This window comes from Pseudomonas sp. Tul2A7, assembly GCF_054790505.1.
In genome coordinates this window covers 6,315,818-6,341,868 of the sequence record NZ_CP186499.1, presented here as the reverse complement: position 1 = coordinate 6,341,868, position 26,051 = coordinate 6,315,818, and the positions used below count along the sequence as shown (strand labels likewise).

The window sequence follows — 26,051 nt, the reverse complement described above, 5'->3', positions numbered from 1 at the left end:
AAGCGATGCGCGCTCGCCAGGCAAAAGCGGCGTGCTGTTTACATGAAGTTGTATTGCACGCCCAGACGCCAGCGAGCCTGGCGGTCGGGTGAGGTGGACTCGACTTTGATGTCGCCGATTTCCATGAAGGGCGCCCATTGTTTGGTGAGCTTGTATTTGACGATCAGGTTCTGTTCGTAGTCGCTCTTCTTGTTGTCGTAGCGGATGTAGTCGGTCTTGAAATAGATGAACTGATATTCGTAAGCCCACTTGTTGGCTGGCGTGTAGCCGAGCCAGCCTTCGAAGCGGTGGGTGGTCTGGTCATCCTTGTAGTGATCGGGCATGTCTTTGTTGACCTGATCGCGATCGAGTTTGCGCAGGTCCAGGCGATAGCGCGTCGCTACGTAAAAGGCGTCGTCGATTTTGTAGTTGTACTTGAGGCCGAACTTGTAGGCGGTCGCATCCTTGGAGCTGTCCATCTGAAACGCCGGGGTCAGCGTCGACTGCGCGCTGAGCTTGTAGTTGTAGCTCACCGTGAACTCATGGCCGTTGTTGACCATGTTGTCGTAGGCGACATCTTTGCGGTCACCGGCCGTGCGGTATTTCATCTCCGCCTCAAACCCCAGTCCACTGTCCAGGCGGTAATTGAGCTTGATTCGGTCGGCGTGGGCGCTGTCCTCCTCGGTGTACTGGTGGCGGTAGTTGAGGCTGGCAGAGTCAGCGTTGACAGCGAAGGGCAGGCCGAGGGCCGCGACAGTGACGAGCGTGCGAAGGGTGGTGTTCATACGGTCTTCTTTTTTGTTTTTGTTAGGGTCGTTTGACGAGTACTACAGGCACCGCGATGTTGCGTATGGCTCTCATTTGAGGCGCAGATATAAGTTATCGTACGACAAGATGACTCGTCTACGTGATTATGCTGGTTTAGAAACATGTTGATACATAAATGCCCTGTGAATAGTGGTCTAAAGCAAGTCATGTTATTCCGCAGTCATCTTTAAATATGGCGCTTTGCTGGACGTTTAGCCGGAAAGGCTTCGATTCGAAGAAGAGTTATTGGGTCTTTTCAAGTGTTGTACGATGACCTATGATCGATCGCAACCGACGACACTCCTGTCACAAATCCAATAAGAAGGCTCAAGACGTCCATGAGAATCACAGCAGTCAACGTCCAGGTTTTTTCCTATCCCACCCGCCGCGCAGTCGACAGCGCCGGTCATGCTCATCCCGGTGATGTCAGTCAGGCGCAAATGGCGTTGCTGCGCATCCAGACCGAAGACGGCAAGGAGGGTTACGCCCTCGGTGCGCCGGAGCTGATCCGTCCTTATGTGCTGGATGGTTTTGTGCGCAAGGTGCTGGTCGGGCAGAACGCCTTTGATCGCGAAAAGATCTGGCATGACCTGGCGCACTGGCAGCGTGGCAGCGCCAGCCAGTTGACTGATCGCGCGCTGGCCTTGGTCGAGCAGGCGTTGTGGGATTGGGCGGGGCGCAAGCTCGGCGTGCCGGTGCATAAATTGATTGGCGGTTTTCGCGACAAGGTGCCGGCATACGGCTCAACCATGTGCGGCGATGAATTGCCTGAGGGCCTGGCGACGCCGGAGGACTACGGACGCTTTGCCGAAACGCTGGTCAAGCGCGGCTACAAGGCGATCAAGTTGCACACCTGGATGCCGCCGGTCTCGTTCGCACCGAGCCCGCGCATTGACGTCAAAGCTTGTGCGGCAGTGCGCGAAGCGGTGGGCCCGGACATCGCCTTGATGCTCGACGGTTATCACTGGTACAGCCGCACCGAAGCGCTGTACATCGGACGCGAACTGGAAAAACTCGACTTCGCCTGGTTCGAAGAGCCGATGATGGAAGAGTCCGCCGAATCCTATGCCTGGCTGGCGGGGCAACTGGACATTCCGGTACTTGGCCCGGAAACCTTGTCCGGCAAACACCTGAGTCGGGCAAGTTGGGTCAAGCACGACGTTTGCGACATCCTGCGTGCCGGCGTCGCCGGGGTCGGCGGGATCGGGCCTTGCCTGAAAGTCGCGCACATGGCCGAGTCGTTTGGCATGGACTGCGAAATCCATGGCAACGGCGCAGCCAACCTGACGGTGGTCGGCGCGATCAAGAACTGCACCTGGTACGAGCGCGGCTTGTTGCACCCGTACCTGGATTACGACGAGGTGCCGGCGTACCTCAAACGCTTGGTCGACCCGATGGACAGCGACGGTTTTGTGCATTTGTCCGACCTGCCAGGTCTGGGCGAAGACATCGACTTCAACTTCATCGAGATGAACACGCTTAAAAGCTTCTGACGTGTACGCGGGCTGCCCGGTGCATGCCGGGCTGTCCGAGAGCCCTATAAATATAAGAAAGGCACTCTCGCTATGAACATTCTTCCTTCGCTGTGGGCGCGGGTTCTGGCGGCTACCCTGACGGTGACCGCGCTACCTGTCGTCCATGCCAAAACCCCGGCCGATCAATTGATCGTCGGCATGAGCATGATCAATCTGCTGTCCCTCGACCCGGCGGCGGCCACCGGTCTGGACGTGTCGGAGATCAATGCCAATCTCTATGACATGTTGCTGGTGCAAGACGTCGCTGCGCCGGATCAGCTGTTGCCGGCACTGGCCGAGCGCTGGCAAGTCAGCGACGACCGCAAGACCCTGACCTTTAATCTGCGTCAGGGCGTGCAATTTCAATCGGGTAACCCGTTGAGCGCCGAAGACGTCGCCTGGTCGTTGCAGCGCGTGCTCAAACTCAATCTCGCACTGGCGTCGACCTGGAAGGCTTACGGTTTTACTGCCGACAATGTCGAGCGTTCGATGCGCGCGACCGATGCCAATACCTTCGTCATTGAATTGCCGCGCCCCACCGATCCGCAGTTGGTGCTCAACACGCTGGCGACCTCGCCAAGCGCCTTCATTCTCGACCGCAAAAAAGTCCTCGAGCATCAGAAGAACAATGACCTGGGCGCCGCCTGGCTGGTGACGCACGCCGCCGGCAGTGGTGCCTTTGTGCTCAATGACTGGCGCGCCAACGACGTGATTCTGATGAGCCGTTTCGACGGTTACTGGGGCGGCCCGGCCAAGCTCAAGCGCATCGTCATGCGCAACATGACCGAGTCGCAGTCGTTGCGTCTGATGATTGAGCGCGGTGACCTTGACATCGCCAAAGGCATGTCGGCGCCGGACATCCAGGCCTTGCAGAAAAGCGACAAAGTCCGCACGCAAACCCTGCAACGCGGCACGCTGTATTACGTCGCACTGAGTGTGAAGCAGCCGATGTTCGCCGACGCGCGCGTGCGCAAAGCCGTGCGCTCGTTGATCGACTACCAGGGCATCAACCAGACCGTCATGCCGCACTACGGCGTGATCAATCAACGGCCGATGCCGTTGGGACTGGTCGCGCGCCTGCCGGATCCCGGTTATCGACTGAATGTCGATGAGGCAAAAAAACTTCTCGCTCACGCCGGTTACCCGAACGGGTTCAAGACCAGCATCCGCGTGCTGGCCGAACCGCCGTTCATCAACATCGCCTCCAACCTGCAATCGACGCTGGCGCAGGCCGGGATCGAAGCCAGCATCATCACCGGCACCGGTAACCAGATATACGGCGCCATGCGTGAGCGCAGTTTCGACATCATCGTCGGCCGTGGCGGTGGCGGCGCCGAACGTCATCCCCATTCGAGCCTGCGCACGCTGGTGTACAACCCGGATAACCGTGACGAAGCCAAACTGAGCAACTTTCAGGGCTGGCGCACTTCGTTCTACAGTCCCGAGTTGAATCAGTTGATCGAGAGTGCCGAAGTCGAGCCCGATGCGCAGAAACAGCAGGCGCAGTATCAGGACATCCAGCAGCAACTCGATCAGCAAGTGGGCGCGATTCTGCCGGTCTCGCAGATGACCGATACGGTGCTGGTCTACGCCGATGTTGCCGATTTCCAAGGGCACACGGCCGCGACCACGCGCTACAAAGACGTCTACAAAAAACGCTGAAATGCACGGATGAACTTCGCGTGCCGGGTGCACCGGTGACCGTTTTATCAGGAGCTGACTATGTTTGTTATGACTGCCTCTGCCATGGGAGCCCGCGCCTCCAATACTGCGCGGCGTGCCAGCACGGTGCTGGTGACGTTACTGGGCCTGTTGGCGCTGACGTTTATCATCGGTCGGGTGATGCCGCTCGATCCGGTGCTGGCGGTGGTCGGGCCGGACGCCGACAGTTCGACCTACGATCAGGTGTACCGGGCGATGGGGCTGGACAAGCCGATCTGGACCCAGTTCGGCCTGTACCTCAATGACTTGCTGCACGGCAATTTCGGCAACGCGCTGCTGACCGGGCACCCGGTGCTCGATGACATCCGCCGGGTGTTTCCGGCCACCATCGAACTGGCGACCCTGGCCATCCTCTTCGGTGTGCTGATCGGTTTGCCGCTGGGCGTTTGCGCGGCGAGTAATCAAGGGCGACTGGGCGATCATGTCGCGCGAGTGATTACCCTGTTCGGCTATTCCACACCGATTTTCTGGCTGGGCATGATGGGCTTGCTGGTGTTTTACGCCTGGCTCGGCTGGGCTGGGGGCGCCGGTCGCATCGACCTGGCGTACGACGGCATGGTGCCCGAAGTCACCGGGCTGTTGCTGATCGATTCGAGCCTGGCCGGTGATTGGGAAGCCTTCGCCAGCGCCTTGCGCCACATCGTTTTGCCGGCGCTGATCCTCGGGCTGAACTCGGTGGCTTACATCAGTCGGATGACGCGCAGCTTCATGCTCGAGCAACTGTCTCAGGAATACATCATCACCGCTCGGGTCAAGGGGTTGTCGCGCCGCCAGGTGGTCTGGGGTCACGCCTTTCGCAACATCCTCGTGCAACTGCTGACGGTGGTGGCGCTGGCTTACGGCTCGCTGCTCGAAGGCGCGGTGCTGATCGAAACGGTCTTTGCCTGGCCGGGTTTCGGCCAGTACCTGACCAGCAGCCTGATGCTCGGCGACATGAACGCGGTGATGGGCTGTGTGCTGGTGATCGGTTTGATTTTTGTCGCGCTCAACCTGATCAGCGATGCCTTGTACAAGGTCTTCGATCCGCGCACCCGTTAACACGCTTGGCAGCAGCACTAAAAATTATAAAAAGAAGGATTTTTCAATGACGACTGCATTTACCAAACTGCACGCTGGCCTGTTGGCAGCGGTCCTGGCGCTGGTGCCGATGACCCAGGCCAGCGCCAAGACGCCGGCCGATCAACTGATCGTCGGCATGAGCATGGTCAACCTGTTTTCCATCGATCCAGCCAACGCGCCGGGCCTCGACGCTTCCGGCGTCAATGCCAATCTTTACGACACCTTGGTCAAGCGAGATCAGGGCAATCCGGAAAAGCATTTGCCGCAACTGGCCGAGCGCTGGACGATCAGCGACGACGGCAAGCAGGTAACCTTTCATTTGCGCCAGGACGTGAAGTTTCACTCCGGCAATCCGCTGACCGCTGAAGACGTGGCCTGGTCGCTGTACCGGGTGATGAAACTCAATTTCGGCCTGGCCACGACCTGGAAAGCCTACGGTTATAACGTCGACAACATTCAGTCACTGATCCGCGCCAGCGATGCCCACACGCTGGTTATCGACTTGCCGCAAACCATGGATCCACTGCTATTGATCGACTCGCTGGCGATCTCGCCGAGCGCGGTGGTGATTGACCGCAAAACAGCGTTGGCGCATGAGAAAAACGCTGACCTCGGTGCTAACTGGCTGGTGACCAACGAGGCCGGCAGCGGCCCCTTTGTGCTGAGCAAATGGACCGCGAACGACTCGCTGTTGCTGACCCGGTTCGACGGTTATTGGGGCGGTGCCGCCAAGCTCAAACGGGTGGTGGTGCGGCACATGACCGAATCACAGTCGCTGCGTCTGATGCTGGAACGCGGAGACCTCGATCTGGCGTATGGCATGGCCGCACCGGATATCCGCGCCATCGACGGTTCGGACAAAATCCACGTGCAGTCACTGCCGCGCGGCACCCTGTACTACGTCGCGCTGAGCATGAAGCAGCCTGAATTTGCCAACCCCAAAGTGCGCGAAGCGGTGCGCAACCTGATCGACTACAAGGGCCTCGACGAACAGGTGATGCCGTATTACGGCCAGCTGAATCAGCAGCCGATGCAACTCGGTCTGGCGGCGCGCCTGCCGGATCCGGGTTATCACATGGACGTCGCCAAGGCGAAAAAACTCCTCGCCGAAGCGGGTTATCCGGACGGCTTCAGCACGACCATTCGCACATTGTCAGAGCCGCCCTTCATCGACATCGCCGCGCGCCTGCAAGCGACGCTGGCCGAGGGCGGGATCAAGGCCAGTATCGTCAACGGCACTGGCAACCAGGTGTACGGCGCCATGCGCGCGCGCAACTTCGACATCATCGTTGCGCGCGGGGCCGAGCGCTATCCGCATCCGTATTTCAGCCTGCGCACGTTTGCCTACAACCCCAACAACAGCGATGACGCCGGCCTGCCGAATTTCCAGGGCTGGCGCGCGTCGTTTTTCAGCCCGCAGCTCAATAGCCTGATTGATCAGGCTGGGGTCGAACGCGATGCCGGCCAGCGCCTGAACCTGTATCACCAGGCACAGAAAATCTACGACGAGCAGGTCGGCCCGATCATGATGATTTCGCAGATGACCGACACCGTGGTCAGCGCCGCCGACGTCAAGGGCTTCGCCGGTGATGATGCCGAGGCGACGCGGTATCTGGGTGTCTACAAACAACGCTGAACGCTGCCCGGTGCGTCGGCGTACGCGCCGGGTGATCCTGAATTCAATCCGAGAACATGCCCATGATTGCCAACATGTCTTCTACTGATTCGAGCGCCAAGCGGCGGTCGGATCGTACCCCCGGATCCAGCTTCGACGCCTTCTGCAAAAGTGCCCTGAAAGTCTTGCGGCACTTGTTGCGCAACCCGATGACCCTGGCCGGATTGCTGGTCGCGCTGGTGCTGGTGGTGGTGGCGCTGTTTGCGCCATGGATCGCCACCCATGATCCGGTCGCGCAGAACCTCGCCAATGCCCTGCAGGCGCCGGGCGCCGCCCACTGGTTCGGTACCGATGAATACGGCCGGGATATCTTCAGTCGGCTGGTCTACGGCTCGCGCATCACGCTGTACATCATCACCCTGGTGACCGTGATCGTCGGCCCGATCGGCCTGTTTATCGGCACCGTTTCCGGCTACTACGGTGGTGTGGTCGACACGGTGTTCATGCGCCTGACCGACATCTTCATTTCCTTCCCCAGCCTGGTGCTGGCGCTGGCGTTTATCGCTGCGCTTGGTCCGGGCCTGGAACACGCGGTGGTAGCGATTGCGCTGACGTCGTGGCCGCCGATTGCGCGACTGGCGCGGGCGGAAACCCTGTCGTTGCGCAAGGCTGACTTCGTTGTGGCGGTCGAGCTGCAAGGGGCTTCGTCCACGCGAATCATTCTGCGGCACATTGTGCCGATGTGCATGTCGTCGGTAATCATCCGCCTGACCATGAACATGGCCGGGATCATCCTCACCGCAGCGGCTTTGGGCTTTCTCGGCCTCGGTGCGCAGGCGCCGTCGCCGGAGTGGGGCGCGATGATTTCCACCGGGCGCCGCTACATGCTCGAGTGCTGGTGGCTGGTGGCTGTTCCGGGGGCCGCGATCATGTTGGTCAGCCTGGCTTTCAACCTGTTGGGCGACGGCCTGCGGGACATTCTTGATCCGCGCAGCGAGTAATCGGAGGCTGTATGTCTGCAATCAAATTGAACGTCGAAGGGCTCAATGTGCGCTTCGTCAATGCTCAGAAAGAAACCCATGCCGTGCGCGACGTGTCCTTCACCCTCGGGCGGGAAAAACTCGCCATTGTCGGTGAGTCGGGCTCGGGCAAATCGACGGTCGGTCGCAGCCTGCTGAAGCTGCACCCGGCCAGTGCGCGGATCACCGCCAAGGCCATGCAGTTCGGTGAAGTCGATCTGCTGTCAGCCGGCGAAAAGGTCATGCAGAAGATTCGTGGTCAGCGCATTTCGATGATCATGCAGGACCCGAAATACTCGCTGAACCCGGTGGTCAAGGTCGGCGATCAGATTGCCGAGGCGTATCTGGCGCACCACAAGGCCAGCCGCAGCGAGGCCCGCGAGCGGGTGCTGGAAATGCTCGAAAAAGTGCATATCCGTGATCCGCAACGGGTCTACAACCTGTACCCGCATGAGGTCTCGGGTGGTATGGGTCAGCGCATCATGATCGCGATGATGGTCATCACCCGACCACAGGTGATCATTGCCGATGAGCCGACCTCGGCCCTTGATGTGTCGGTGCGTCAGCAAGTGCTCAACGTGCTGGAGGAGCTGGTCGAGCAGCAGGAAATGGGTCTGATTTTCGTCAGTCACGACCTCAACCTCGTGCGCAATTACTGCGACCGCGTGTTGGTGATGTACGCCGGCAGGGTGGTCGAATCGCTCGCCGCCGGTGACCTGCAACATGCACAACATCCCTATACCCGCGGCCTGATGGCGGCGTTGCCGAGCATGGACAATCGTCGCGAACGGTTGCCGGTGTTGCAACGCGATCCACTGTGGCTGACTTGCTGAGGAATCGACCATGTCCATGATCCAAGCACACGCGCTGAACCTGAGTTTCGGCGCCGGCCCGGCCCTCAATCAGGTGCTGCACGACGTCAACCTCAGTGTCGCCGATGGCGAATCCTTCGGCCTGGTGGGGGAGTCCGGCTCCGGCAAGACCACCGTTTTGCGCTGCCTGGCCGGGCAGTACCGGCACTGGACGGGCGAGTTGAGCATTGCCGGCGCGCCGCTGCAGCACAAGATTCCCAAGGAACATTTCCGTCAGGTGCAGATGGTGTTTCAGGATCCTTACGGTTCGCTGCATCCGCGCCACACCGTCGACACGGCCCTGCGTGAGCCGCTGATTATTCACGGCGTGCGCGACAAGGACGACCGGATCAACGAGATCTTGCTCAAGGTCGGTCTGAACGACAGTTACCGTTTTCGCTATCCGCACCAGTTGTCCGGTGGCCAGCGCCAGCGCGTGGCGATTGCCCGTGCGCTGATTCTCGAGCCGCGCGTGTTGCTGCTCGATGAGCCAACCTCGGCGCTGGATGTCTCGGTGCAGGCGGAGATTCTCAATTTGCTGGCGGATTTGCGCCGGCGCGAGAAACTCACCTACCTGATGGTCACTCACGATCTCGGTGTGGTCACGCACCTGTGTGATCGGGTAGCGGTAATGCAGCAGGGCAAGATCGTCGAGTTGCTCGACAGTCAGGCGCTCAGCCAGGATCTGGCAAGCCACGCCTACACGCGGATGCTGGTGCAGGCCAGTCGCGATTTCAGCCAGGAGTCGGTGCGCCAGCTCGCTGGTTGAACCGATCCATCAAGGAGCGCGACATGCCGCATTGCCTTATCGATTGCCCGCAACCCCTGGCCCAGCGTGTCGGCGAGCAAACCCTGCTCGCTGCCGTGCATGACGCCCTCGATGCCTTCGGCCTGTTCAAGGTCGGCGACATCAAGGTGCGCCTCAATACCTTCGAGCATTACCGCTGCGGTGCGGGGCAGGACGATTTTGTCCATGTCGTGCTGTCGGTGTTGTCCGGGCGCAGTGCTGAACAGCGCCGGCGTCTGGCCTCGGCGACCGTGGCGGCGCTGGTCGCTTTACTGCCGGACGTCGAGTCGCTGTCGATGGAGGTTGTGGAAATGCCCCGCGAGACGTTCGTCAACCGCAGCCAATATCTGCAAGAAGCCGGATTGTCGGCCTGAACAAGGAGTGCTCATGCCTTATCGAAATGTTGTTCCGACGCCGCGCAAACAGCCTTTGGCCTTGTCGTTGGCAGCCACGTTGACGCTGGTTTGCAGTGTGCCGTCGTGGGCGCTGGAGGCGCCGGCAAAATTGCAGGTGCCGACCCTGGCCTACGATGATCAGCAGATCATCCTGGTCTGGGAGAAGCCCGCCGATCACGCCGATATCAGCGACTACCGGGTCTACGCCAACGGTGTGTTGCTGGGCGGCAGCAACGCCAACAATGACCGCGTCTCGCCGGCCAAACCTTACATCGACCGCTTCTACGAACAGGATGTTGCCGGTTTTCATCATCGCATCGGCATTCACAGTTACACCGCGCAAGGCTTGAAAGCGGATACGGCCTATCGGTTCACCGTGCGTTCGGTGGGCACCGATGGCAAGGAGTCGGCAGACAGTCCGGCCGTTGTGCAACGGACGAGCAAGGTCGCCGCCGTGTTCGATGTCAGGAAGTACGGCGCCAAGGGTGATGGCAAAAGCCTCGATACCCTGGCGATCCAGAACGCCATCGACGCCTGCACCCCCGGCTGCAAAGTGTTGTTGCCCAGGGGCACCTACAAAAGCGGGGCGCTCTACCTGAAGAGCAACATCACCGTGGAAATCGCCGAGGGTGCAACGCTGTTGGGTTCCGAGCGTGCCGAAGACTATCCGCTGGCCGGCTACATCCAGTATCCCTATTCGAGCACCGTGCGTCCGGCGTCGCTGATCAATGCCTTGCCGCGCGATCCGCGTCAGCATCAGTCGTTCGAAAACATCCGCATCGTCGGCAAAGGCACGATTGACGGCAACGGCTGGAAGCGCCGCGCCGATGTCGTCGACGAGCGCGGTCAGCCATTGCCGTTCTACCTGCCCAGCGACAACACCCGCTACCAGCAGGACGGCATTCTGGCCAAGGCGCAAGTCGAGCAAGCGGTCGCGCGCGGTATGAACGTCAAGGACGCCTACGGGCAGATGCGCTCGTCGCTGATCACCCTGCGCAACGTGAAAAACGTGTTCTACGGCGGTTTTACCGTGGTGAACCCGGCCTTCCACGGGATCATGAACCTGGAAACTGAAAACGTAGTGCTGGCCAACACCACGCATAAAACCTACGACGCCAATAACGGCGATGGCATCGAATTCGCCAACAGCAAGGGCGCGATGGTCTTCAACAACTTCTTTGATACCGGAGATGACTGCGTCAATTTTGCTGCGGGTACCGGGGCGGATGCCGTGCAGCAAAAGCCGCAGGAAGATGCCTGGATCTTCAATAACTACTTCCGCAAGGGGCACGGCATGGTGGTTGCCGGCAGCCATACCGGTGCGTGGATTCAAAATATCCTCGCCGAAGACAACGTTTCCGATGGCACCGATGCCGGCCTGCGCATGAAGAGCACCAACTTCATGGGTGGCGGCGCGCGTAACGTGATCTTCCGCGATTCGGCAATCCGCAATACGCTCAAGCAGGCGTTCATTTTCACCCTCGACTACAACGATCCGAACGCCAAGCTGGATTACCAGCGCTCAACCATTCCCGGGCAGTTCCGCGATATCCGCGTCGCCGACGTGAGCGTCGAAAATGCTCAAGGCAAGGCGATCGAGGTCAAGGGCGACAGTCAGCACAATGCCTGGCATCAGGGGTTGGTGTTCGAGCGCGTGCGCTTCAGTGGTCCGGCCAAGGCACAGATCGACGGATTGAAGGATTCGCTGTTCGACCGTGTGTCGTTCAGTGAGCACGGCGCTGCCAACCCGTGGCAAATCACCGGGAGTGTCGGGCTGACGTTCACGGATGTGCAGCCCCCACCTCCGTAGAACCCTGATCAAGGTTTCGGCGATTTACCGAGGTCTTCCGAGTCGCTCGAAGTAGCAGCATCTTTTGCTGTTTCATGCGACTCGGCGCCAGAGTTTGAACCCGACGCCTCTTCACCTTTCTTGTCGGCCTTGTCTGCGTTGGATTGAGCTTTACCGGCCTGATTCACGCCGGGAAGCGCGGTGGGCGGCGCGGCAGACTCGTCAGCAGTCTTCGCGGCTGCCGAAGCGAAAAGCGGGCAGGCCGCGAGCAGGCCGGCCAGGGTGATCGCTGCAATTTTGCTGTTCATGATGGTCGTCTTCCGATCGAAGCGAATGGTGATTCATTGGAAGCGTCCTGCGGGCGAAGGTGCCCGCGGTTGGACGGGCGGTCAATCGCTGCTGTTCTCATCACGTGAGGTCGATGATCTGACTCCACTCAAGCCCGAACCGGCCGAGGTATTTCCTCAGTCGATCGGCATCGTTGGCTTGTGCCTTGGCCTGGCGCGATATTCCGAACAGCCGGCGGCCGGCATCGGACAAGCTGTCCGCCTGCCGACATACCTCGATCACTGCCTTCAATTGCAAGCGGTCAAACAGATCCATGCTTTCGGCGTTCCCCGGCAACTCTGCTGAAATCGCCTGCGGTTGCGCCAATCCCCACGCGTAGCGCAGCCGATCAATTTCTTCCTGCACCTGCGCTTCATCAATCCGTCCGCTGTCGGCGAGGGTCGCCATGCGCGTAATCGACGCCGACAATTCGCGGAAGTTGCCCAACCACGCCGCCTCGCGAGAGCTGGCGAACGCCAGATAACTGCGCCGGGCTTCCAGGTTGAAGCGCACCAGTTGCCCGTGTTCACGGGCGTGACGATCCAGCTCGAAATCAATGTTCGGTTCGATGTCCTCGCGGCGGCCGGCGAGGCCGGGCAGGTCGAACGTCCACAGGTTGATGCGCGCGTACAAGTCTTCGCGGAACAAACCATCAGCGACCCGGCTGCGCAGGTCGCGGTGGGTGCCGGCGATGATCAGGAAATCGCTTTCGACCTCTTTGTCCGAGCCCAGCGGAAAGAAGCGTTTTTCTTCAATCGCCTTGAGCAGCATCGCCTGTTCGTCTGCGCCCAGCTCGCCGATCTCATCGAGAAACAGCATGCCGCCATCGGCGGCGCGCAACAGGCCATCGCGAGCGTTCTGTGCGCCGGTGAAGGCGCCTTTGACATGGCCGAACAGCGCCGACATCGCGCCATCGCCACGCAGGGTGGCGCAGTTCACTTCGACAAAACGTCCCTGCATTTGGTGGCGACTGCGTTTCAGTTCGTAGATGCGTCGGGCGAGGAAGGATTTGCCGGCGCCGGTCGGGCCGATCAGCAGCATCGGCGCCTTCGAGCGCACGGCCACGCGTTCGATCTGTTCGATCGAGCGGTTGAAGGCGGCGTTGCGTGTGGCGATGCCGGACTTCAAGAACTCCAGGCCTTCGAGGCGCTTGTTGGCGAAGCGCGAAGCGATGCGATCGTAGCGCGACAGGTCGAGATCGATCAGGGCATGCGTGCCGATGGCGTGATCGCCTTCGTTGCGCTTGGCCGGGGAGGTCTGGATCAGCCGCGCCGGCAGATAACGCGCCTCGGTCAGCAGGAACCAGCAAATCTGCGCGACGTGGGTGCCGGTGGTGATGTGGACGAGGTAGTCCTCGCGCTCGGTGTCGAAATCGTAGGCGGTGGTGAAGTCGTGCAACGCACCGTAGACCTCTTCGAAATCCCATGGGTTGCGCAGCGACATCGGGTGCAAGCGCACCTCGGTCTCTGGCGAAACCTGCTGGATGTCGGCGCGCACCCGCTCGGCGAGGCTGACGTCGCGGGCGTCGACGCCGTGAATCAGTTCGAGCCGGTTGATCAGCACGTCCTGCTGTTGGCATAGGCCAACGCTGGGGCGCCAATGGCTCCAGCGATTGGCACCCTTGCCGACGCGATCAAGGGTGGCGCCGATAAAACCGATGGCGACGGTTTGCTTGTTTGGCATGTTTATCTCAAAAGATAAAAGACGATATCCAATGATAAATATTCGGCGAGGGGTTTGTCGTCAGTTCATTCGATAAAACACCACATAAAAAATAAAAACGTTGTAAATCAATAAGATATAAATGTTTTTCGTTGAAAGTAAAAAGCTGGCACAGCCGCTGCAATGCATATCGCAACGAACAGGACAACACAGCGAGACGCCAAGATGGCCAACTCAAATCTCTTCAACACGCAATCGAATCACTTGCCGGCCTGCGACACCTTGAATGCTTCCGGTGCCAGCGCTTATGCCTACAGCCCGAAGCACCAACTGGCGCAGTTGGCAGTGACCGGTTGCCTGAACCAGACCTTTTACGCCTCCGCAGAAAGTCAGCTGGATCAAGTGCTGAAGCTGGTGGCCGAACTGGACAGTCGCTTCGTGGCGAAAGCCGCCATCTACGCTCGCAAGAAAGGTCACATGAAAGACATGCCAGCATTGTTGCTGGCGGCATTGACCGCGCAGCGTTCAAGTCTGGTGCCAGAGGTTTTCGAGCAAGTGATCGACAGCGGCAAGATGTTGCGCAACTTTGTACAGATCCTCCGTAGTGGTGCCACTGGGCGTAAATCCCTTGGCTCGCAACCCAAGCGTCTGGTGCAGAACTGGCTGAACAGCGCGACCGAGCGGCAACTGCTGCAAGCGTCGATCGGCAATCAACCGTCGTTGGCGGACGTGGTGAAGATGGTTCACCCGAAACCTGCCGAAGCGTGGCGCGAAGCGTTTTTCGCCTGGTTGATCGGTAAACCGGTGGAGGCAAAGGCCTTGCCGGAGTTGACCCGAGATTTACTGGCGTTTCGCAGCGGCGCGAGCGATGAAGTGCCGGCGGTGCCGTTTCAGTTGCTCGGCAACGAAACACTGAGCAAGGAACAATGGGCCAATCAAGCCCGCAACATGGGCTGGCAGGGATTGCGCATCAACCTCAACAGCCTGGCGCGCCACGGCGCGTTTGAAGTACCGGGTTGCATCGAATACGTCGCGGCGCGGTTGGCCGATCCACAGGAAGTGGCGAAGGCGCGGGTGTATCCGTACCAGTTGTTGGCGGCTTATCGGATGATGGGCGAAAACACCCCGGCGGCGATCCGCGAAGCCTTGCAGGAGGCGCTGGAGTTGTCGCTGGCCAACGTGCCCACGCTTGAGGGCGCGGTGGTGGTTTGCCCGGATGTGTCGGGTTCGATGGGCAGCCCGGTGACCGGTTATCGCCCTGGTGCGACCTCGCAGGTGCGCTGCATCGACGTGGCGGCGTTGGTCGCCGCAGCGGTATTGCGCAAGCAGCCGGCTGCCCGGGTGATGCCGTTCGAGATCAACGTGGTGGGTATCCAGCTCAACCCGCGTGACAGTGTGATCAGCAACGCCGAGAAGCTCGCCGGCATTTTTGGCGGCGGCACCAACTGCTCGGCACCGCTGAAGAGGTTGGCGGACAGCGAGGCCAGGGTCGATACGTTGATCATGGTCTCGGACAACGAATCGTGGATCGATTCGCAGCGTCGCGGCGCCAGCGAGACGATGCGGCAATGGGAGCGGATCAAGAAGCTCAACCCACAGGCCCGGCTGGTGTGCATCGACATCCAGCCAGGCCCTGCAACACAGGCGGCGGATCGTGATGACATCTTGAATGTCGGCGGTTTCAGCGACGCGGTGTTCGACGTGATCGAGCAGTTCACCAGCGGCCAATACAGTGCGCAGCACTGGGTCGAGGCGATCGAAAGCGCGTCATGAATTGATTGATCACCGGCGCTGAATGCCGATGGGACTACATCCAAAACGTCTCATCAAGCCCTTGTCAGCGCCAGTGACGGCACGAATGCCTGATGGCTGTACATCTTAGGCCGGTTAAGTCCGGAGCGCGGCAACGCGCAACAGTCATCAACTTTTGTCGTGCCACCTTTTTTTGCGGTAATTGGCAGCGAATGCGACAGGCACTACATCGGAACGCGGGTTCGACTCCCGCCCCGGCAACGGGGGCTCAACTGGCAGAGCCACAGTGCCTGTGTTTTTGTCGCTGCGACTTATAGAACAACGCCGAATCATCGGCCCATGAATAAAGAATGAAGACATGAAAGAACACACTTACCAACTGCTCGAAGTCGCCAACGGCAAACCGATCAAACTCTGGACCGAAGGCGTCCCGGTGGAAAACGAGGCCCGCGAGCAGTTGATGAACACCGCGAAAATGCCGTTCATCTTCAAACATCTGGCGGTCATGCCGGACGTGCACCTGGGCAAGGGCTCGACCATCGGCAGCGTGATCCCGACCGTCGGCGCGATCATTCCGGCAGCGGTTGGCGTCGACATCGGCTGCGGCATGATCGCCGCGCGCACGTCGCTGACCGCTGCTGATTTGCCGGACAACCTGCTCGGTTTGCGCAGCGCCATCGAGCAAGCGGTGCCGCATGGCCGCAGTTCAAACCGTTCGCGACGCGACAAGGGCGCCTGGGATGAAATCCCGCAGCAAGCCGATCAGGCCTGGGCGGGGCTGCAGCCACGGTTCAAATTGATCACCGACAAGTACCCGAAACTGGCCAACACCAACAACCGTGGGCACCTCGGCACGCTCGGCAGCGGCAACCACTTCATCGAAGTGTGCCTGGACGAAGCCAACCGGGTCTGGTTCATGTTGCACAGTGGCTCGCGCGGTGTCGGCAACGCCATCGGCAACCTGTTCATCCAGATGGCTCAGGCGGATATGCGTCAGCACATCGCCAACCTGCCGGACCGTGACCTGGCCTACTTCGAAGAAGGCAGCCAGCACTTTGATGATTATGTGGAGGCGGTGGGTTGGGCGCAGGACTTCGCCAAACAGAACCGCGAACTGATGATGCGCGCGGTGATTCAGGCGACGCGACAGATTATTCGCAAGCCGTTTGAAGTGGCGCTGGAAGCGGTCAACTGCCATCACAACTACGTGCAGAAAGAGCGGCATTTTGGTGAAGAGGTGCTGGTCACCCGCAAAGGTGCGGTGTCGGCGAAGAAGGGCGAGTTGGGGATTATTCCGGGCTCGATGGGCGCCAAGAGTTTCATCGTTCGCGGTCTGGGCAACGAAGAGTCGTTCAGCTCCTGCAGCCACGGCGCCGGTCGCACCATGAGCCGCACCAAGGCCAAGAACACTTTTACCGTCGAGGATCAGATTCGCGCCACTGCCCATGTGGAGTGCCGCAAGGACGAAGCGGTGATCGACGAAATTCCGATGGCCTACAAGGACATCGACAAAGTCATGCACGCCCAGCGTGAGCTGGTGGAAGTTTTGCACACCTTGCGTCAGGTGGTGTGCGTCAAAGGATAAAAGGAAAAGCAGGTCATGGAACTGGAAGAGCGTCATCCGCTGTGCGCCACGATGCGTGCGCGGGTACTGGAAGAGCTGGCGCGCATAGAGCGTGAACGCAATGTCACGGTGTTATACGCCTGTGAGTCAGGCAGCCGGGCCTGGGGTTTTGCCTCGACCGACAGCGATTACGACGTGCGGTTTGTCTATGTGGAGAAGCCCGAGTGGTTCGTCCAGGTCGATGCGCCGCGTGATGTGATCGAACGTCCGCTGGACGATGAACTCGACGTCAGTGGCTGGGAACTGCGCAAGACCCTCGGGTTGTTGCGCAAATCCAATCCGACCTTGCTGGAGTGGCTCGACTCGCCGCTGGTTTATCGCAGTGAAACCGCGCAGGTGGCCCAACTGCGCGAACTCGCCGAAGCGTTCTACAGCCCGCCAGCGGCGCGCAATCACTATTTGTCGATGGCGAAGAAGAACTTTCGCGGTTACCTGCAAGGTGAAACCGTACGGTTCAAGAAGTACTTCTACGTGCTACGACCACTGCTGGCGGTGCGCTGGATCGACCAGGGCCGCGGTCGGCCGCCGATGACGTTCGCCGACCTGCTGACCACCGTCGACGACCGCGCGCTGCTCGCTGAAGTCGACGAACTGCTGGCCCTTAAACGCAATGCCGACGAAAGCGCCTACGGGCCGCGTCGTCCGGCGCTGCACGGGTTCATCGCCGCCGAGCTTGAGCGCGAAGTGCCCACCTTACTCAGAACTCAGGAAGATTCGCGACGTCTGGATCGGTACCTCAGGGATACCGTCGGGCGATACGCGTAAGGAATGCAATGAAACAGGAAGTGATAGAACTGGACGGCGCCATCGGTGGCGGCCAGGTACTGCGCAGTGCCTTGAGCCTGTCGATGGTGACAGGCCGGGCGTTTCGCATTAAACAGATCCGCGCCAAACGCAGCCGTCCGGGACTGCTGAGGCAACATTTGACGGCCGTCATGGCGGCGGCTGAGGTCTGCGGCGCGGCGGTTTCCGGTGCGCAATTGGGCTCGCAAGCGTTGAGTTTTGAACCCGGCGCGATTCGCTCTGGCGATTACCAGTTCGCCATCGGCACGGCCGGCAGTTGCACGCTGGTGTTGCAGACCTTGTTGCCGGCACTGTTGCGGGCAGGGCAGGCGAGTCGGGTGCGCATCTCGGGTGGTACGCATAATCCGCTGGCGCCGCCGACCGATTTCCTCACGCGCAGTTGGCTGCCGTTGCTGCGGCGTATGGGCGCAAACGTTGAGCTGGACTTGTTGAAACATGGATTTGTCCCGGCAGGCGGTGGCGAGATTGAAGTGAACGTGCAGCCGTCGAGCCTGACGCGGCTGGATCTGTGTGAACGCGGCGAGGCGATTTCGCAATACGCATCGGCGCTGACCGCCGGGCTGGCACCGACGGTGGCCGAACGTGAGTTGAGCCAAGTGGCCAAGCGCTTGAGTCTGCCGCCTGCGGCGCTGCAACATGTCACGCTCGATCCGGCGCGGGGGCCGGGCAATGTGTTGTTGCTGGAGTATGCATTCGAGCACGTCACCGAGGTGTTCAGCGCGTTTGGCCAAGTGTCGCTACGGGCTGAAAAGGTCGCCGACGCCGCGATCAATCAGGCCGCCGACTGGTTGCGCAGTGGTGCTGCGGTGGCCGAGCACCTTGCCGATCAGTTGCTGTTGCCAATGGCGCTGGCCGGTGGCGGCTCGTTCACCACGCCGCGTATGACCGAGCATCTGCACAGCAATATCGCGGTGATCGAGTTGTTTTTGCCGGTTCGCATCGATTGTCGGGAGGAGGGCGCGGATCGATTGCGCGTTGAGGTCAGCGCCAATTGATAGTCAGCCTAGGGGCGGTGGGATTTCATCAGGAAATCCCACCGCCCTTTTTTACGTCCGCAAAAAAACTCGCGAAAGGCGGCAAATTGCTGGCCCCCGGACTTTCGCTTCCCCGGCAAAATCGCCTTTTTTCAAAAGGTTAGGTGGGCTATATGCGGACGATTGTCATCACCGTTGCAACGCTTTCCCTGGCTGTTTTCGCGGTGGGAGTGCAGGCAAAAGAACTGAGCAAAAGCCATCGCTTTGCCTGCACCTGGGGCTCGGACATTGCTGCCGGTGCCCAGCAATCGAAGTTGTCGGGCGTCTCGTTGTACGGCGCACGCAAACAATTGCAGGTGCGCCGCTTCCAGCAGCCGTGGATGCGCATGACCGCGATGGGGATTACCGAGCAAACCTACAACAGCACGTCGAAGCTCAAGCCGGCGGCGGTCAAACAGACGTATTACGAACAATGCGTACGCCACGAACTGGCCCAGCGATAACGCAAAAAGCCCAATCTTTTCAGGTTGGGCTTTTTCATGCCTGAGCAAATCTCAGGGTTGCTTTTCGCTCTCGCAATTGACCATCCACGATACGCCAAAACGATCGACCAGCATGCCGAAGCGTGCGGCCCAGAATGTCGCTTCCAGCGGCATGTCGACGCGACCCTCCGTGGCCAGAGCGTTAAACACGCGCTCGGCTTCAGCAATGCTGTCGACGTTCAGCGAAATCGAGCAGCCGCTCATGCCTTGAGTCGGGCGGTCGGGTGTGGTGTCCGAGGCCATGATCATCTGATCACCCACTTTCAGGCAGGTGTGGATGATCAGGTTGTGGTGTTCTTTGGGCACGTGCTCGGCGGCGGGTGTCTCGCCAAACGTCATCATCGCCTCAAGCTTTCCTTGCAAGGCTTGTTCGTAAAAGGTGAAGGCTTCGCGGCAGTCACCGTTGAAGATCAGGTACGGGTCGATTCTCATGTCTCTGCTCCCGGCAGTCAGGCGCGGAGCGTGGCGGGGGTTCGCCGGGTTCCGCGTAGGGCGGTTAAAACATAGCAGAGCGTTGGACGCCGGAAAGGCCTGAGTCTTCCAGATGTTTTTGTTCTGAAAAGCGCGTCGACAATAACGCGCTCGTCGTGTGAAATTCAGTCGTAGCGCTGGAGTACCATAACGCACCGCCATCGCCCGCAGAGTCCAACGCCCCATGCCTGATCTATCGCGTTTCACCTCCTTGTTCGATCAGGCGCAGCGCGCCTTGCGTTTGGTTTGGGGGACATCGCGTGGCTTGTTTCTGGGGCTGGTGCTGGCAACGTTGGTGGCCGGCTTGCTGCCGGCACTGGCGGCATGGTTGGGGCAACGAATTGTCGATGCTGTGGTTGCGGCGATGCAGTTGCACGCGCAACACGGCAGTGCGCCACTGTGGCCCGTGTTGCGTTACGTTTTGTTGGAGGCTGGGGTGTTGGCGCTGTTGTCCGGCACACAACGGGCACTGTCGGTGCAGCAGTCGCTGTTGCGGGTGCAGCTAGGGCAGAAGGTCAATACGCTGATCCTGGAGAAAGCACAGACCCTGTCACTGGTGCAGTTCGAAAACTCCGAGTTCTACGACAAACTGGTGCGCGTGCGTCGCGAGGCGTCGACCCGGCCACTGGCGCTGGTCATGAAGTCGTTGGGCTTGATTCAGAACCTGATCATGCTGATCAGTTTTGGTGTGCTGCTGGTGCACTTTTCCCCCTGGGCGCTGGTGCTGCTGGTGGTCGGTGCGTTGCCGGTGTTCTTTGCCGAGGCGCATTTTTCCGGGGATGCCTTCCGTCTGTTCACCCGCCGGGCGCCGGAGAGTCGCCAGCAGAGCTACATCGAAACCTTGCTGTCCCACGAAACCTATATCAAAGAGGTCAAGCTGTTCGGCTTTGCCCCACTGTTGCTGCAACGCTACCGTGACACGTTCGCCAGGTTGTATGCCGAAGACCGACGCCTGACGTTGCGGCGCGACGGCTGGGGTTTCGGCCTCGGCCTGCTCGGTACTGCGGCGTTCTACGTGGCCTATGCGTGGGTGGTGATCGATGCCGTGCATGGCCAGATCAGCCTCGGCCAGATGACCATGTATCTGGTGCTGTTCAAACAAGGCCAAAGCGCCGTGAGCAGCAGCCTGAGTGCGATCAGCGGCCTGTACGAAGACGGACTCTACCTGACGAGTCTCTATGAATATCTGGCCGAACCGGTGCAGTTGGATACCGGCCACCTGACCGTTGGCGTGTGCCCGGGCGATGGTTTGCGCTTCGAAAACGTCGGCTTCCGTTATCCCGGTGCCAGTCGGCCAGCACTGGAAAACATTGACCTGCAACTGGTGCCAGGCCAAAGCATGGCGCTGGTCGGAGAGAACGGTTCTGGCAAGACCACGCTGATCAAGTTACTGACGCGGCTCTACCGCCCCGATCAAGGGCGCATCCTGCTCGATGGCAGTGATTTGCAGGATTGGCAGGAGACCGCGTTACGTCGACGTATTGGCGTGATTTTTCAGGACTACATTCGCTACCAGTTCAGCGTCGGCGAAAACATTGGCGTCGGCGATACCTTGGCGTTCAACGATTCGCAACGATGGAAAGAGGCGGCTGCCCAAGGGATGGCGGCGCCCTTTATCGAAGGACTGGACAAGGGTTATGCCACGCAGTTGGGACGCTGGTTTGCCGGTGGCCAGGAGTTATCGGGCGGCCAGTGGCAGAAGATTGCCTTGTCCCGCGCGTACATGCGCCGTGAGGCCGACATTCTGATCCTCGATGAGCCGACTTCCGCCCTTGATCCGGCGGCCGAAGCGGCGGTGTTCGAGCATTTCAGCCAGCACAGTGAAGGTCGCATGACGTTGCTGATTTCCCATCGTTTTTCCAGCGTGCGCAATGCCGACCACATCATCGTGCTGCAACAAGGCCGGATTCTCGAACAGGGCGGCCACGATCAACTAATCACCGCGGCCGGGCACTACGCGCAATTGTTCGATTTACAGGCTCGCGGCTACCGTTAAGTGTCCCGCCCGCTGCGCACGGTTGCCGGCCCGGCCATCCGCGGGGCGGGCTTGCTTTGCATCAGGCTGTCGAGCGCCTTGCGATAATTCTGCCCGCCGAGCGCCATGCTGTTGTTGTGCGTTGCGCCCGGCACCAGCAACAGGCGTTTAGGTTGTTGCGCGGCATTGAACAGTTGCTCGCTGAAACGTGGCGGCACGAAAGCGTCGGCCAGACCGTGCACCACCAGCAGTGGCATGTGAATGTCGGCGATCTTGTCGATCGAATCGAATTTCTGCGACAGCAGCCAGCGCACCGGCAGTGACGTGTTGGCCACGGACGCGGCGACATCCGCCAGCGTGGTGAAGGTGGACTCGATCACCAGTCCGCGCACCGGTAACGCGGAATGATCGCGGGCGGCGGTTTGCCCGAGTTCTGCGGCCAGATCGATGGCCACAGCGCCACCGAGGGAGTGCCCATAGATCAGACGTTTGGCCGGATCCGGTTGCAGCAGCTTAAAGCGCTCCCATGCCACCCGCGCGTCCTCGTAAACACTGCTTTCCGACGGCAGATCACCGTGACTTTTGCCGAAACCTCGGTAGTCGATGGCCAGCACTGAATAACCCGCTGCGCGCAGTTGCTCGATACGGAACAACTGCCCGGTGAGGTTCCAGCGCACGCCATGCAGATAGAGAATGGCCGGCGCATTGGCTTTTTCCGCCGGCCACCACCAGGCATGAATGTTTTCCCCGGCCTTGAAACTCTTCGGTTGCAGGTCGAGTTCCTGCACGCTCCCGGGCAAGCCGCGATACCAACCGGCGGTGCCCGGTTCGATGCGAAACAGCAGTTTGCGTTCGGTGTGTTCGAGCACGGCACAACTGGTCGGCACGCCGATAATCAGCGCGGCCATGCAGGCAAACGCCAAACGGCGGCGTCGCAGACGCGTCATGAAGGACAGGAACATTAAACGTTTCACCTAGGCGCAGATAAAGAAGGCTTTTTACCAGATGCCTCGGTCTGCGCGTGAGTTTTTCGACCACCGCCCCGGCGCAACGATTACCAAATGCTGCAAAGACTCACACGACCTGCAGCACGATCTTGCCGATATGGTCGCCAGCCTCCATGTGCGCGTGAGCCTGAGCGGCGTCGTTGAGCGAATAAACCTTGTCGATCATCGGCAGGCAGCGCCCGGCACCCAGCGCCGGCCACACGTGCTCGCGCAGTTGATCGGCAATCGCGGCTTTTTCAGCAGCGGAACGGGCGCGCAAGAGGGAACCGGTGATGACCGCACGTTTGGCCATCATTGCTAGCAGATCAAAGTCATTGGCCCGTGCGCCACCAAGAAAACCGAGCATGACCAGACGGCCATCCATCGCCAGGGCGCTGACGTTATCGTTGAGATACGAGCCGCCCATGATGTCGAGGATCACATTCACACCTTGGCCGGCGGTTTTCTCGGCGATGACCTGTGCGAATTTCTCATCGCGGTAATTGATCGCTTCGCCACCCAGATCGCGAATTGCCGCGCATTTGTCCGGGCTGCCGGCGGTGGCGAACGCTTCTATACCAAATTCGCGGCACAGCATCAGTGCGGTTGTGCCGATGCCGCTGGTGCCACCGTGAATCAGCGCGCGTTGACCACGGCTGGCGCCACCGAGGCCGAACAGGTTGGCCCATACGGTAAAGAACGTTTCCGGGATCGCAGCAGCGTGTACCCAGTCCAGGCCTTGGGGAATCGGCAGGGTCTGGCCAACCGGGACGGCGCAGTATTCGGCATAGCCGCCGCCATTGGTCAGCGCGCAGACTTTGTCGCCCACGGCGAACTGACTGACACCCGCCCCGAGTGCCACGACTTCGCCGGCCACTTCCAGGCCCGGGATCGGGTTCATGCCGGGTTTCATCGGGTATTTGCCGGCCCGTTGCAAGGCGTCCGGCCGGTTGATCCCGGCGGCGTGTACGCGGATCAGCACTTCGCCTTCTGCCGCGACCGGCAGCGGCACGCGTCGAGGTTGCAAGACTTCGGGGCCTCCGGGCTCTGTAATTTCGATTCGGGTCATTTCATTGGGCAGGGACATATCGTTTCTCTTGGCTTGAGTTGTGTAAGTGGGAGCCTGCCGAGCCGGCAATGATTCCCTTCAATTTGCGCAGCAGCGCGGCTCAACCGGGGCAGGCAGCCATTTCATGGCTTGCTCCAACAGCAGTGCCACGACGATCGCGCCAGCGGCAATCACGAACAGCAACGCGTGATGACCGCCACTGGCATTGAACAGTGCCGAATAGGCAAACCCGGCCAGCGCCTGAAACGTGGCGAATGACACCGTGGCGCGGCTCCAGGCGATTTGCTGGCGATGATGCTCCGGCACCAGTTCATGCACCCGCGCCAGCGCCAGCGGCACAATGCCGGGCGGAAATGAACCGAGAATCACCGCCAGCAACGCCAACGCCAGAAACGAGTGGGAGATCGCCAGCAGTCCGAGGGCAATCGCTTGCACCACCAGCACCAGACGAATGCCGGACCTTGCGCCAAGCTGATCGGCAAGAAAGCCATAACTCACCGGGCCGACAATCGCGCCCAAGCCATACATCACCCACACTAACGCGCCGACATGCGCTCCGGCACCGAGGCCACGCGCCACGTAATCCACCAGAAACACCATGGCCGGCACCAGGCCTGCGGCCATAAAGGCGTATTGAGCGAACAGCAAATACACACCGCGTGGTGTCGGTTCTGCAGACACCGTTTCTTGTGCAACGACCGGGTGCAGGAAATCAGACGGCCAGGCAAACCAGCTCAGCGCCGTCAGCAACAAGGCCAAAGCCCCCAGGCCCAGCCATGTCGCCTGCAAACCCAGACTCAACAGCGGCGGCACAAGCGTCCCGGAGCCGGCAATGCCGAGACCGATGCCGAGAAAGATCGCGCCACTGGCCAGCCCTTTACGCGCCGCCGGAACATGCGGCAATACAGTCGCGGCCACCAGCACCATGATCGCGCCGCCGGCAATCCCTGACAGCAGTCGCCAGCCGAAGAACCAGCTCACCGACAATGGAAACGCGCAGGCAAAAAACGCCGCCGTGACCACCAGCATCATCAGCCGCAAGGCATTTTTGTTGCCGAGCTGGCGTGCTGTCGGCCGGCCGAGCAGCGCGCCGATCAGATAGCCGACGAGATTGGCCGCACCTAGGTAGACCACATCATTGGCGCTGAACCACTGCGCTTCAATCAGCGAAGGAATCAACGGCGTGTAAGCGAAACGCGCCAGTCCGATGCTGACCAGGCTGGCGCAGAGGCCGGCGAAGATCGGCAGCCAGATACCGGTGGAGGTTGAAGTGCGCATGGAAGCGATCTCGAGGAAGGTTTATGGCGTTCAGCATATCGGCTATCGTTGCTGCGTTAATGCAGCGAATTGGCGGCACGATGATGCGAATTTGCATCGCTGGGAGGCAGCATGAATTGGGATGATGCACGGGTATTTCTGGCTGTTTGCCGCGAGTCGACGCTGCGCGGCGCAGCACGGGTTTTGGGGGTGGATCAGGCGACCGTCGGGCGGCGCATCACGGCACTGGAAAAGTCCCTGAGCGCGACGTTGTTCCTGCGTACCTCTGACGGGTATGCGTTGACGGCGGTCGGCGAAGCAGCGCTTAAAAGCGTGGAGAAAATGGAGCATTCGGCGCTGGAGCTGGAGCGGCAGATTCAAGGCCTGGACGATCGCCTGACCGGCACGGTACGCGTCAGTACCACCGATTCGCTGGCGATCGACTTTCTGATCCCGGCCATTGCCCGCTTGCACGAGCAGCACCCGGACGTGCGCGTGCAACTGGACGCGTCCACACAGATTCTCAGCCTGGCCAAGCGTGAGGCGGATATCGCCGTGCGCAACACCCGGCCGGACAACCCTGACCTGATCGCCCGGCGAATTGCCCGATGGCCGGTGGGGCTGTTTGCTTCCCAAGCGTATATAGACGCCAATGGCGTGCCGCAGCCGGGCACGGCATTTGAAGGGCATGATCTGGTGGTTTATCAACCGTATCTGCAAGGCAAAAAGGACCTGACGTTGGTATCGGAGCCAATGAGTCGCGGTCGTATCGTCGCCAGCCTCAGTTCCAGTTTGCTCGTTCGTCGTTCGATTGCAGCAGGGTTGGGTGTAGGAGAAATCCCGGTGTACATGGGCGAGCGCGATGGCCTGATCAGGCTCTGGCCGGAGCGCACTACGCCGCTCCCGTATGAGGTATGGCTAGTAACCCATGCGGACCTGCGCCATACCGCGCGGGTGAGGGCGGTGATCGAGCAGATTGTCGACGTGTTCGCGTCGGAGAATGAGTAGTAGACGCTGTTTTGGCAAGGCTACAACCTCTGACGAAACGGCCTACACCAGAGGCAGAATCTC

General features: G+C 60.2%; 23 protein-coding genes. 16 read left to right on the top strand and 7 right to left on the bottom strand.

Annotation, left to right across the window (positions count from 1 at the left end; translation table 11 throughout):
• Positions 1-38 precede the first annotated feature (38 nt).
• The gene (locus ACOYXJ_RS28190; protein WP_122597771.1) at positions 39-764 is read right to left on the bottom strand and encodes an oligogalacturonate-specific porin KdgM family protein; all 726 of its coding nucleotides are present in this window, start codon (positions 762-764) and stop codon (positions 39-41) included.
• Between the two features lie 360 nt (positions 765-1,124).
• On the opposite strand from ACOYXJ_RS28190, the gene ACOYXJ_RS28185 reads away from it, so the two are divergent.
• The 9 genes from ACOYXJ_RS28185 (at position 1,125) to ACOYXJ_RS28145 (ending at position 11,558) form a co-directional block, all read left to right on the top strand.
• Complete coding sequence (locus ACOYXJ_RS28185) at positions 1,125-2,279, top strand: mandelate racemase family protein (RefSeq protein WP_008079679.1); 1,155 nt, start codon at positions 1,125-1,127, stop codon at positions 2,277-2,279.
• Between the two features lie 72 nt (positions 2,280-2,351).
• Complete coding sequence (locus ACOYXJ_RS28180) at positions 2,352-3,962, top strand: ABC transporter substrate-binding protein (protein ID WP_460372848.1); 1,611 nt, start codon at positions 2,352-2,354, stop codon at positions 3,960-3,962.
• Positions 3,963-4,046: 84 nt separating this feature from the next.
• Positions 4,047-5,060 (top strand): ABC transporter permease, encoded by a 1,014-nt coding sequence (locus ACOYXJ_RS28175; RefSeq protein ID WP_016987798.1) that lies wholly within the window; start codon positions 4,047-4,049, stop codon positions 5,058-5,060.
• A gap of 46 nt (positions 5,061-5,106) precedes the next feature.
• Complete coding sequence (locus tag ACOYXJ_RS28170; RefSeq protein ID WP_460372846.1) at positions 5,107-6,717, top strand: ABC transporter substrate-binding protein; 1,611 nt, start codon at positions 5,107-5,109, stop codon at positions 6,715-6,717.
• Positions 6,718-6,779: 62 nt separating this feature from the next.
• Entirely contained in the window at positions 6,780-7,697 is a 918-nt protein-coding gene (locus ACOYXJ_RS28165; protein WP_034152645.1) for an ABC transporter permease, read from the top strand.
• Between the two features lie 11 nt (positions 7,698-7,708).
• A complete protein-coding gene (locus tag ACOYXJ_RS28160) occupies positions 7,709-8,548 on the top strand; it encodes an ABC transporter ATP-binding protein (protein WP_026000816.1) in 840 nt (279 codons plus the stop codon).
• A gap of 10 nt (positions 8,549-8,558) precedes the next feature.
• On the top strand, positions 8,559-9,335 hold the full coding sequence (locus ACOYXJ_RS28155; protein ID WP_026000817.1) for an ABC transporter ATP-binding protein: 777 nt from the start codon (positions 8,559-8,561) through the stop codon (positions 9,333-9,335).
• Positions 9,336-9,358: 23 nt separating this feature from the next.
• A complete protein-coding gene (locus ACOYXJ_RS28150) occupies positions 9,359-9,727 on the top strand; it encodes a 5-carboxymethyl-2-hydroxymuconate Delta-isomerase (protein ID WP_460372843.1) in 369 nt (122 codons plus the stop codon).
• Positions 9,728-9,740: 13 nt separating this feature from the next.
• On the top strand, positions 9,741-11,558 hold the full coding sequence (locus ACOYXJ_RS28145; protein WP_460372841.1) for a glycosyl hydrolase family 28 protein: 1,818 nt from the start codon (positions 9,741-9,743) through the stop codon (positions 11,556-11,558).
• A gap of 8 nt (positions 11,559-11,566) precedes the next feature.
• Here ACOYXJ_RS28145 and ACOYXJ_RS28140 read toward each other — a convergent pair whose 3' ends face one another.
• On the bottom strand, positions 11,567-11,845 hold the full coding sequence (locus tag ACOYXJ_RS28140; protein ID WP_008079695.1) for a hypothetical protein: 279 nt from the start codon (positions 11,843-11,845) through the stop codon (positions 11,567-11,569).
• A gap of 100 nt (positions 11,846-11,945) precedes the next feature.
• Positions 11,946-13,547 carry an RNA repair transcriptional activator RtcR gene (gene rtcR, locus ACOYXJ_RS28135; protein ID WP_460372839.1) on the bottom strand — a complete coding sequence of 534 codons (1,602 nt, stop codon included), beginning with the start codon at positions 13,545-13,547 and terminating at the stop codon, positions 11,946-11,948.
• A 204-nt stretch (positions 13,548-13,751) separates the two neighbouring features.
• On the opposite strand from rtcR, the gene ACOYXJ_RS28130 reads away from it, so the two are divergent.
• The 5 genes from ACOYXJ_RS28130 (at position 13,752) to ACOYXJ_RS28110 (ending at position 19,183) form a co-directional block, all read left to right on the top strand.
• A complete protein-coding gene (locus tag ACOYXJ_RS28130; protein ID WP_460372837.1) occupies positions 13,752-15,299 on the top strand; it encodes an RNA-binding protein in 1,548 nt (515 codons plus the stop codon).
• A 337-nt stretch (positions 15,300-15,636) separates the two neighbouring features.
• Positions 15,637-16,863 (top strand): RtcB family protein, encoded by a 1,227-nt coding sequence (locus tag ACOYXJ_RS28125; RefSeq protein WP_064120146.1) that lies wholly within the window; start codon positions 15,637-15,639, stop codon positions 16,861-16,863.
• Between the two features lie 15 nt (positions 16,864-16,878).
• Positions 16,879-17,667 (top strand): nucleotidyltransferase domain-containing protein, encoded by a 789-nt coding sequence (locus ACOYXJ_RS28120; protein WP_460372835.1) that lies wholly within the window; start codon positions 16,879-16,881, stop codon positions 17,665-17,667.
• Between the two features lie 8 nt (positions 17,668-17,675).
• Positions 17,676-18,701, top strand: a complete 1,026-nt coding sequence (rtcA, locus tag ACOYXJ_RS28115) for an RNA 3'-terminal phosphate cyclase (protein ID WP_460372833.1) — start codon at positions 17,676-17,678, stop codon at positions 18,699-18,701.
• Between the two features lie 152 nt (positions 18,702-18,853).
• On the top strand, positions 18,854-19,183 hold the full coding sequence (locus tag ACOYXJ_RS28110) for a hypothetical protein (protein ID WP_016987808.1): 330 nt from the start codon (positions 18,854-18,856) through the stop codon (positions 19,181-19,183).
• Positions 19,184-19,234: 51 nt separating this feature from the next.
• Here ACOYXJ_RS28110 and ACOYXJ_RS28105 read toward each other — a convergent pair whose 3' ends face one another.
• Positions 19,235-19,654, bottom strand: a complete 420-nt coding sequence (locus tag ACOYXJ_RS28105) for a VOC family protein (RefSeq protein WP_460372831.1) — start codon at positions 19,652-19,654, stop codon at positions 19,235-19,237.
• A gap of 223 nt (positions 19,655-19,877) precedes the next feature.
• Here ACOYXJ_RS28105 and ACOYXJ_RS28100 point away from each other — a divergent pair, with 223 nt between their 5' ends.
• The gene (locus tag ACOYXJ_RS28100; RefSeq protein WP_460372829.1) at positions 19,878-21,689 is read left to right on the top strand and encodes an ABC transporter ATP-binding protein; all 1,812 of its coding nucleotides are present in this window, start codon (positions 19,878-19,880) and stop codon (positions 21,687-21,689) included.
• On the opposite strand, the gene ACOYXJ_RS28095 is transcribed toward ACOYXJ_RS28100, so the two are convergent.
• The 3 genes from ACOYXJ_RS28095 to ACOYXJ_RS28085 all read right to left on the bottom strand — a co-directional run bounded on the left by ACOYXJ_RS28095 (position 21,686) and on the right by ACOYXJ_RS28085 (position 25,001).
• Positions 21,686-22,630, bottom strand: coding sequence for an alpha/beta hydrolase (locus tag ACOYXJ_RS28095; RefSeq protein ID WP_038364802.1), 945 nt, complete (start codon positions 22,628-22,630; stop codon positions 21,686-21,688). The genes ACOYXJ_RS28100 and ACOYXJ_RS28095 overlap by 4 nt on opposite strands.
• Positions 22,631-22,742: 112 nt before the next feature.
• Positions 22,743-23,741, bottom strand: coding sequence for an NAD(P)H-quinone oxidoreductase (locus tag ACOYXJ_RS28090; protein ID WP_460372827.1), 999 nt, complete (start codon positions 23,739-23,741; stop codon positions 22,743-22,745).
• Between the two features lie 60 nt (positions 23,742-23,801).
• Positions 23,802-25,001 carry a YbfB/YjiJ family MFS transporter gene (locus ACOYXJ_RS28085; RefSeq protein ID WP_460372825.1) on the bottom strand — a complete coding sequence of 400 codons (1,200 nt, stop codon included), beginning with the start codon at positions 24,999-25,001 and terminating at the stop codon, positions 23,802-23,804.
• Between the two features lie 111 nt (positions 25,002-25,112).
• Here ACOYXJ_RS28085 and ACOYXJ_RS28080 point away from each other — a divergent pair, with 111 nt between their 5' ends.
• Positions 25,113-25,988 (top strand): LysR family transcriptional regulator, encoded by an 876-nt coding sequence (locus tag ACOYXJ_RS28080; RefSeq protein ID WP_150707353.1) that lies wholly within the window; start codon positions 25,113-25,115, stop codon positions 25,986-25,988.
• Positions 25,989-26,051: the final 63 nt, after the last annotated feature.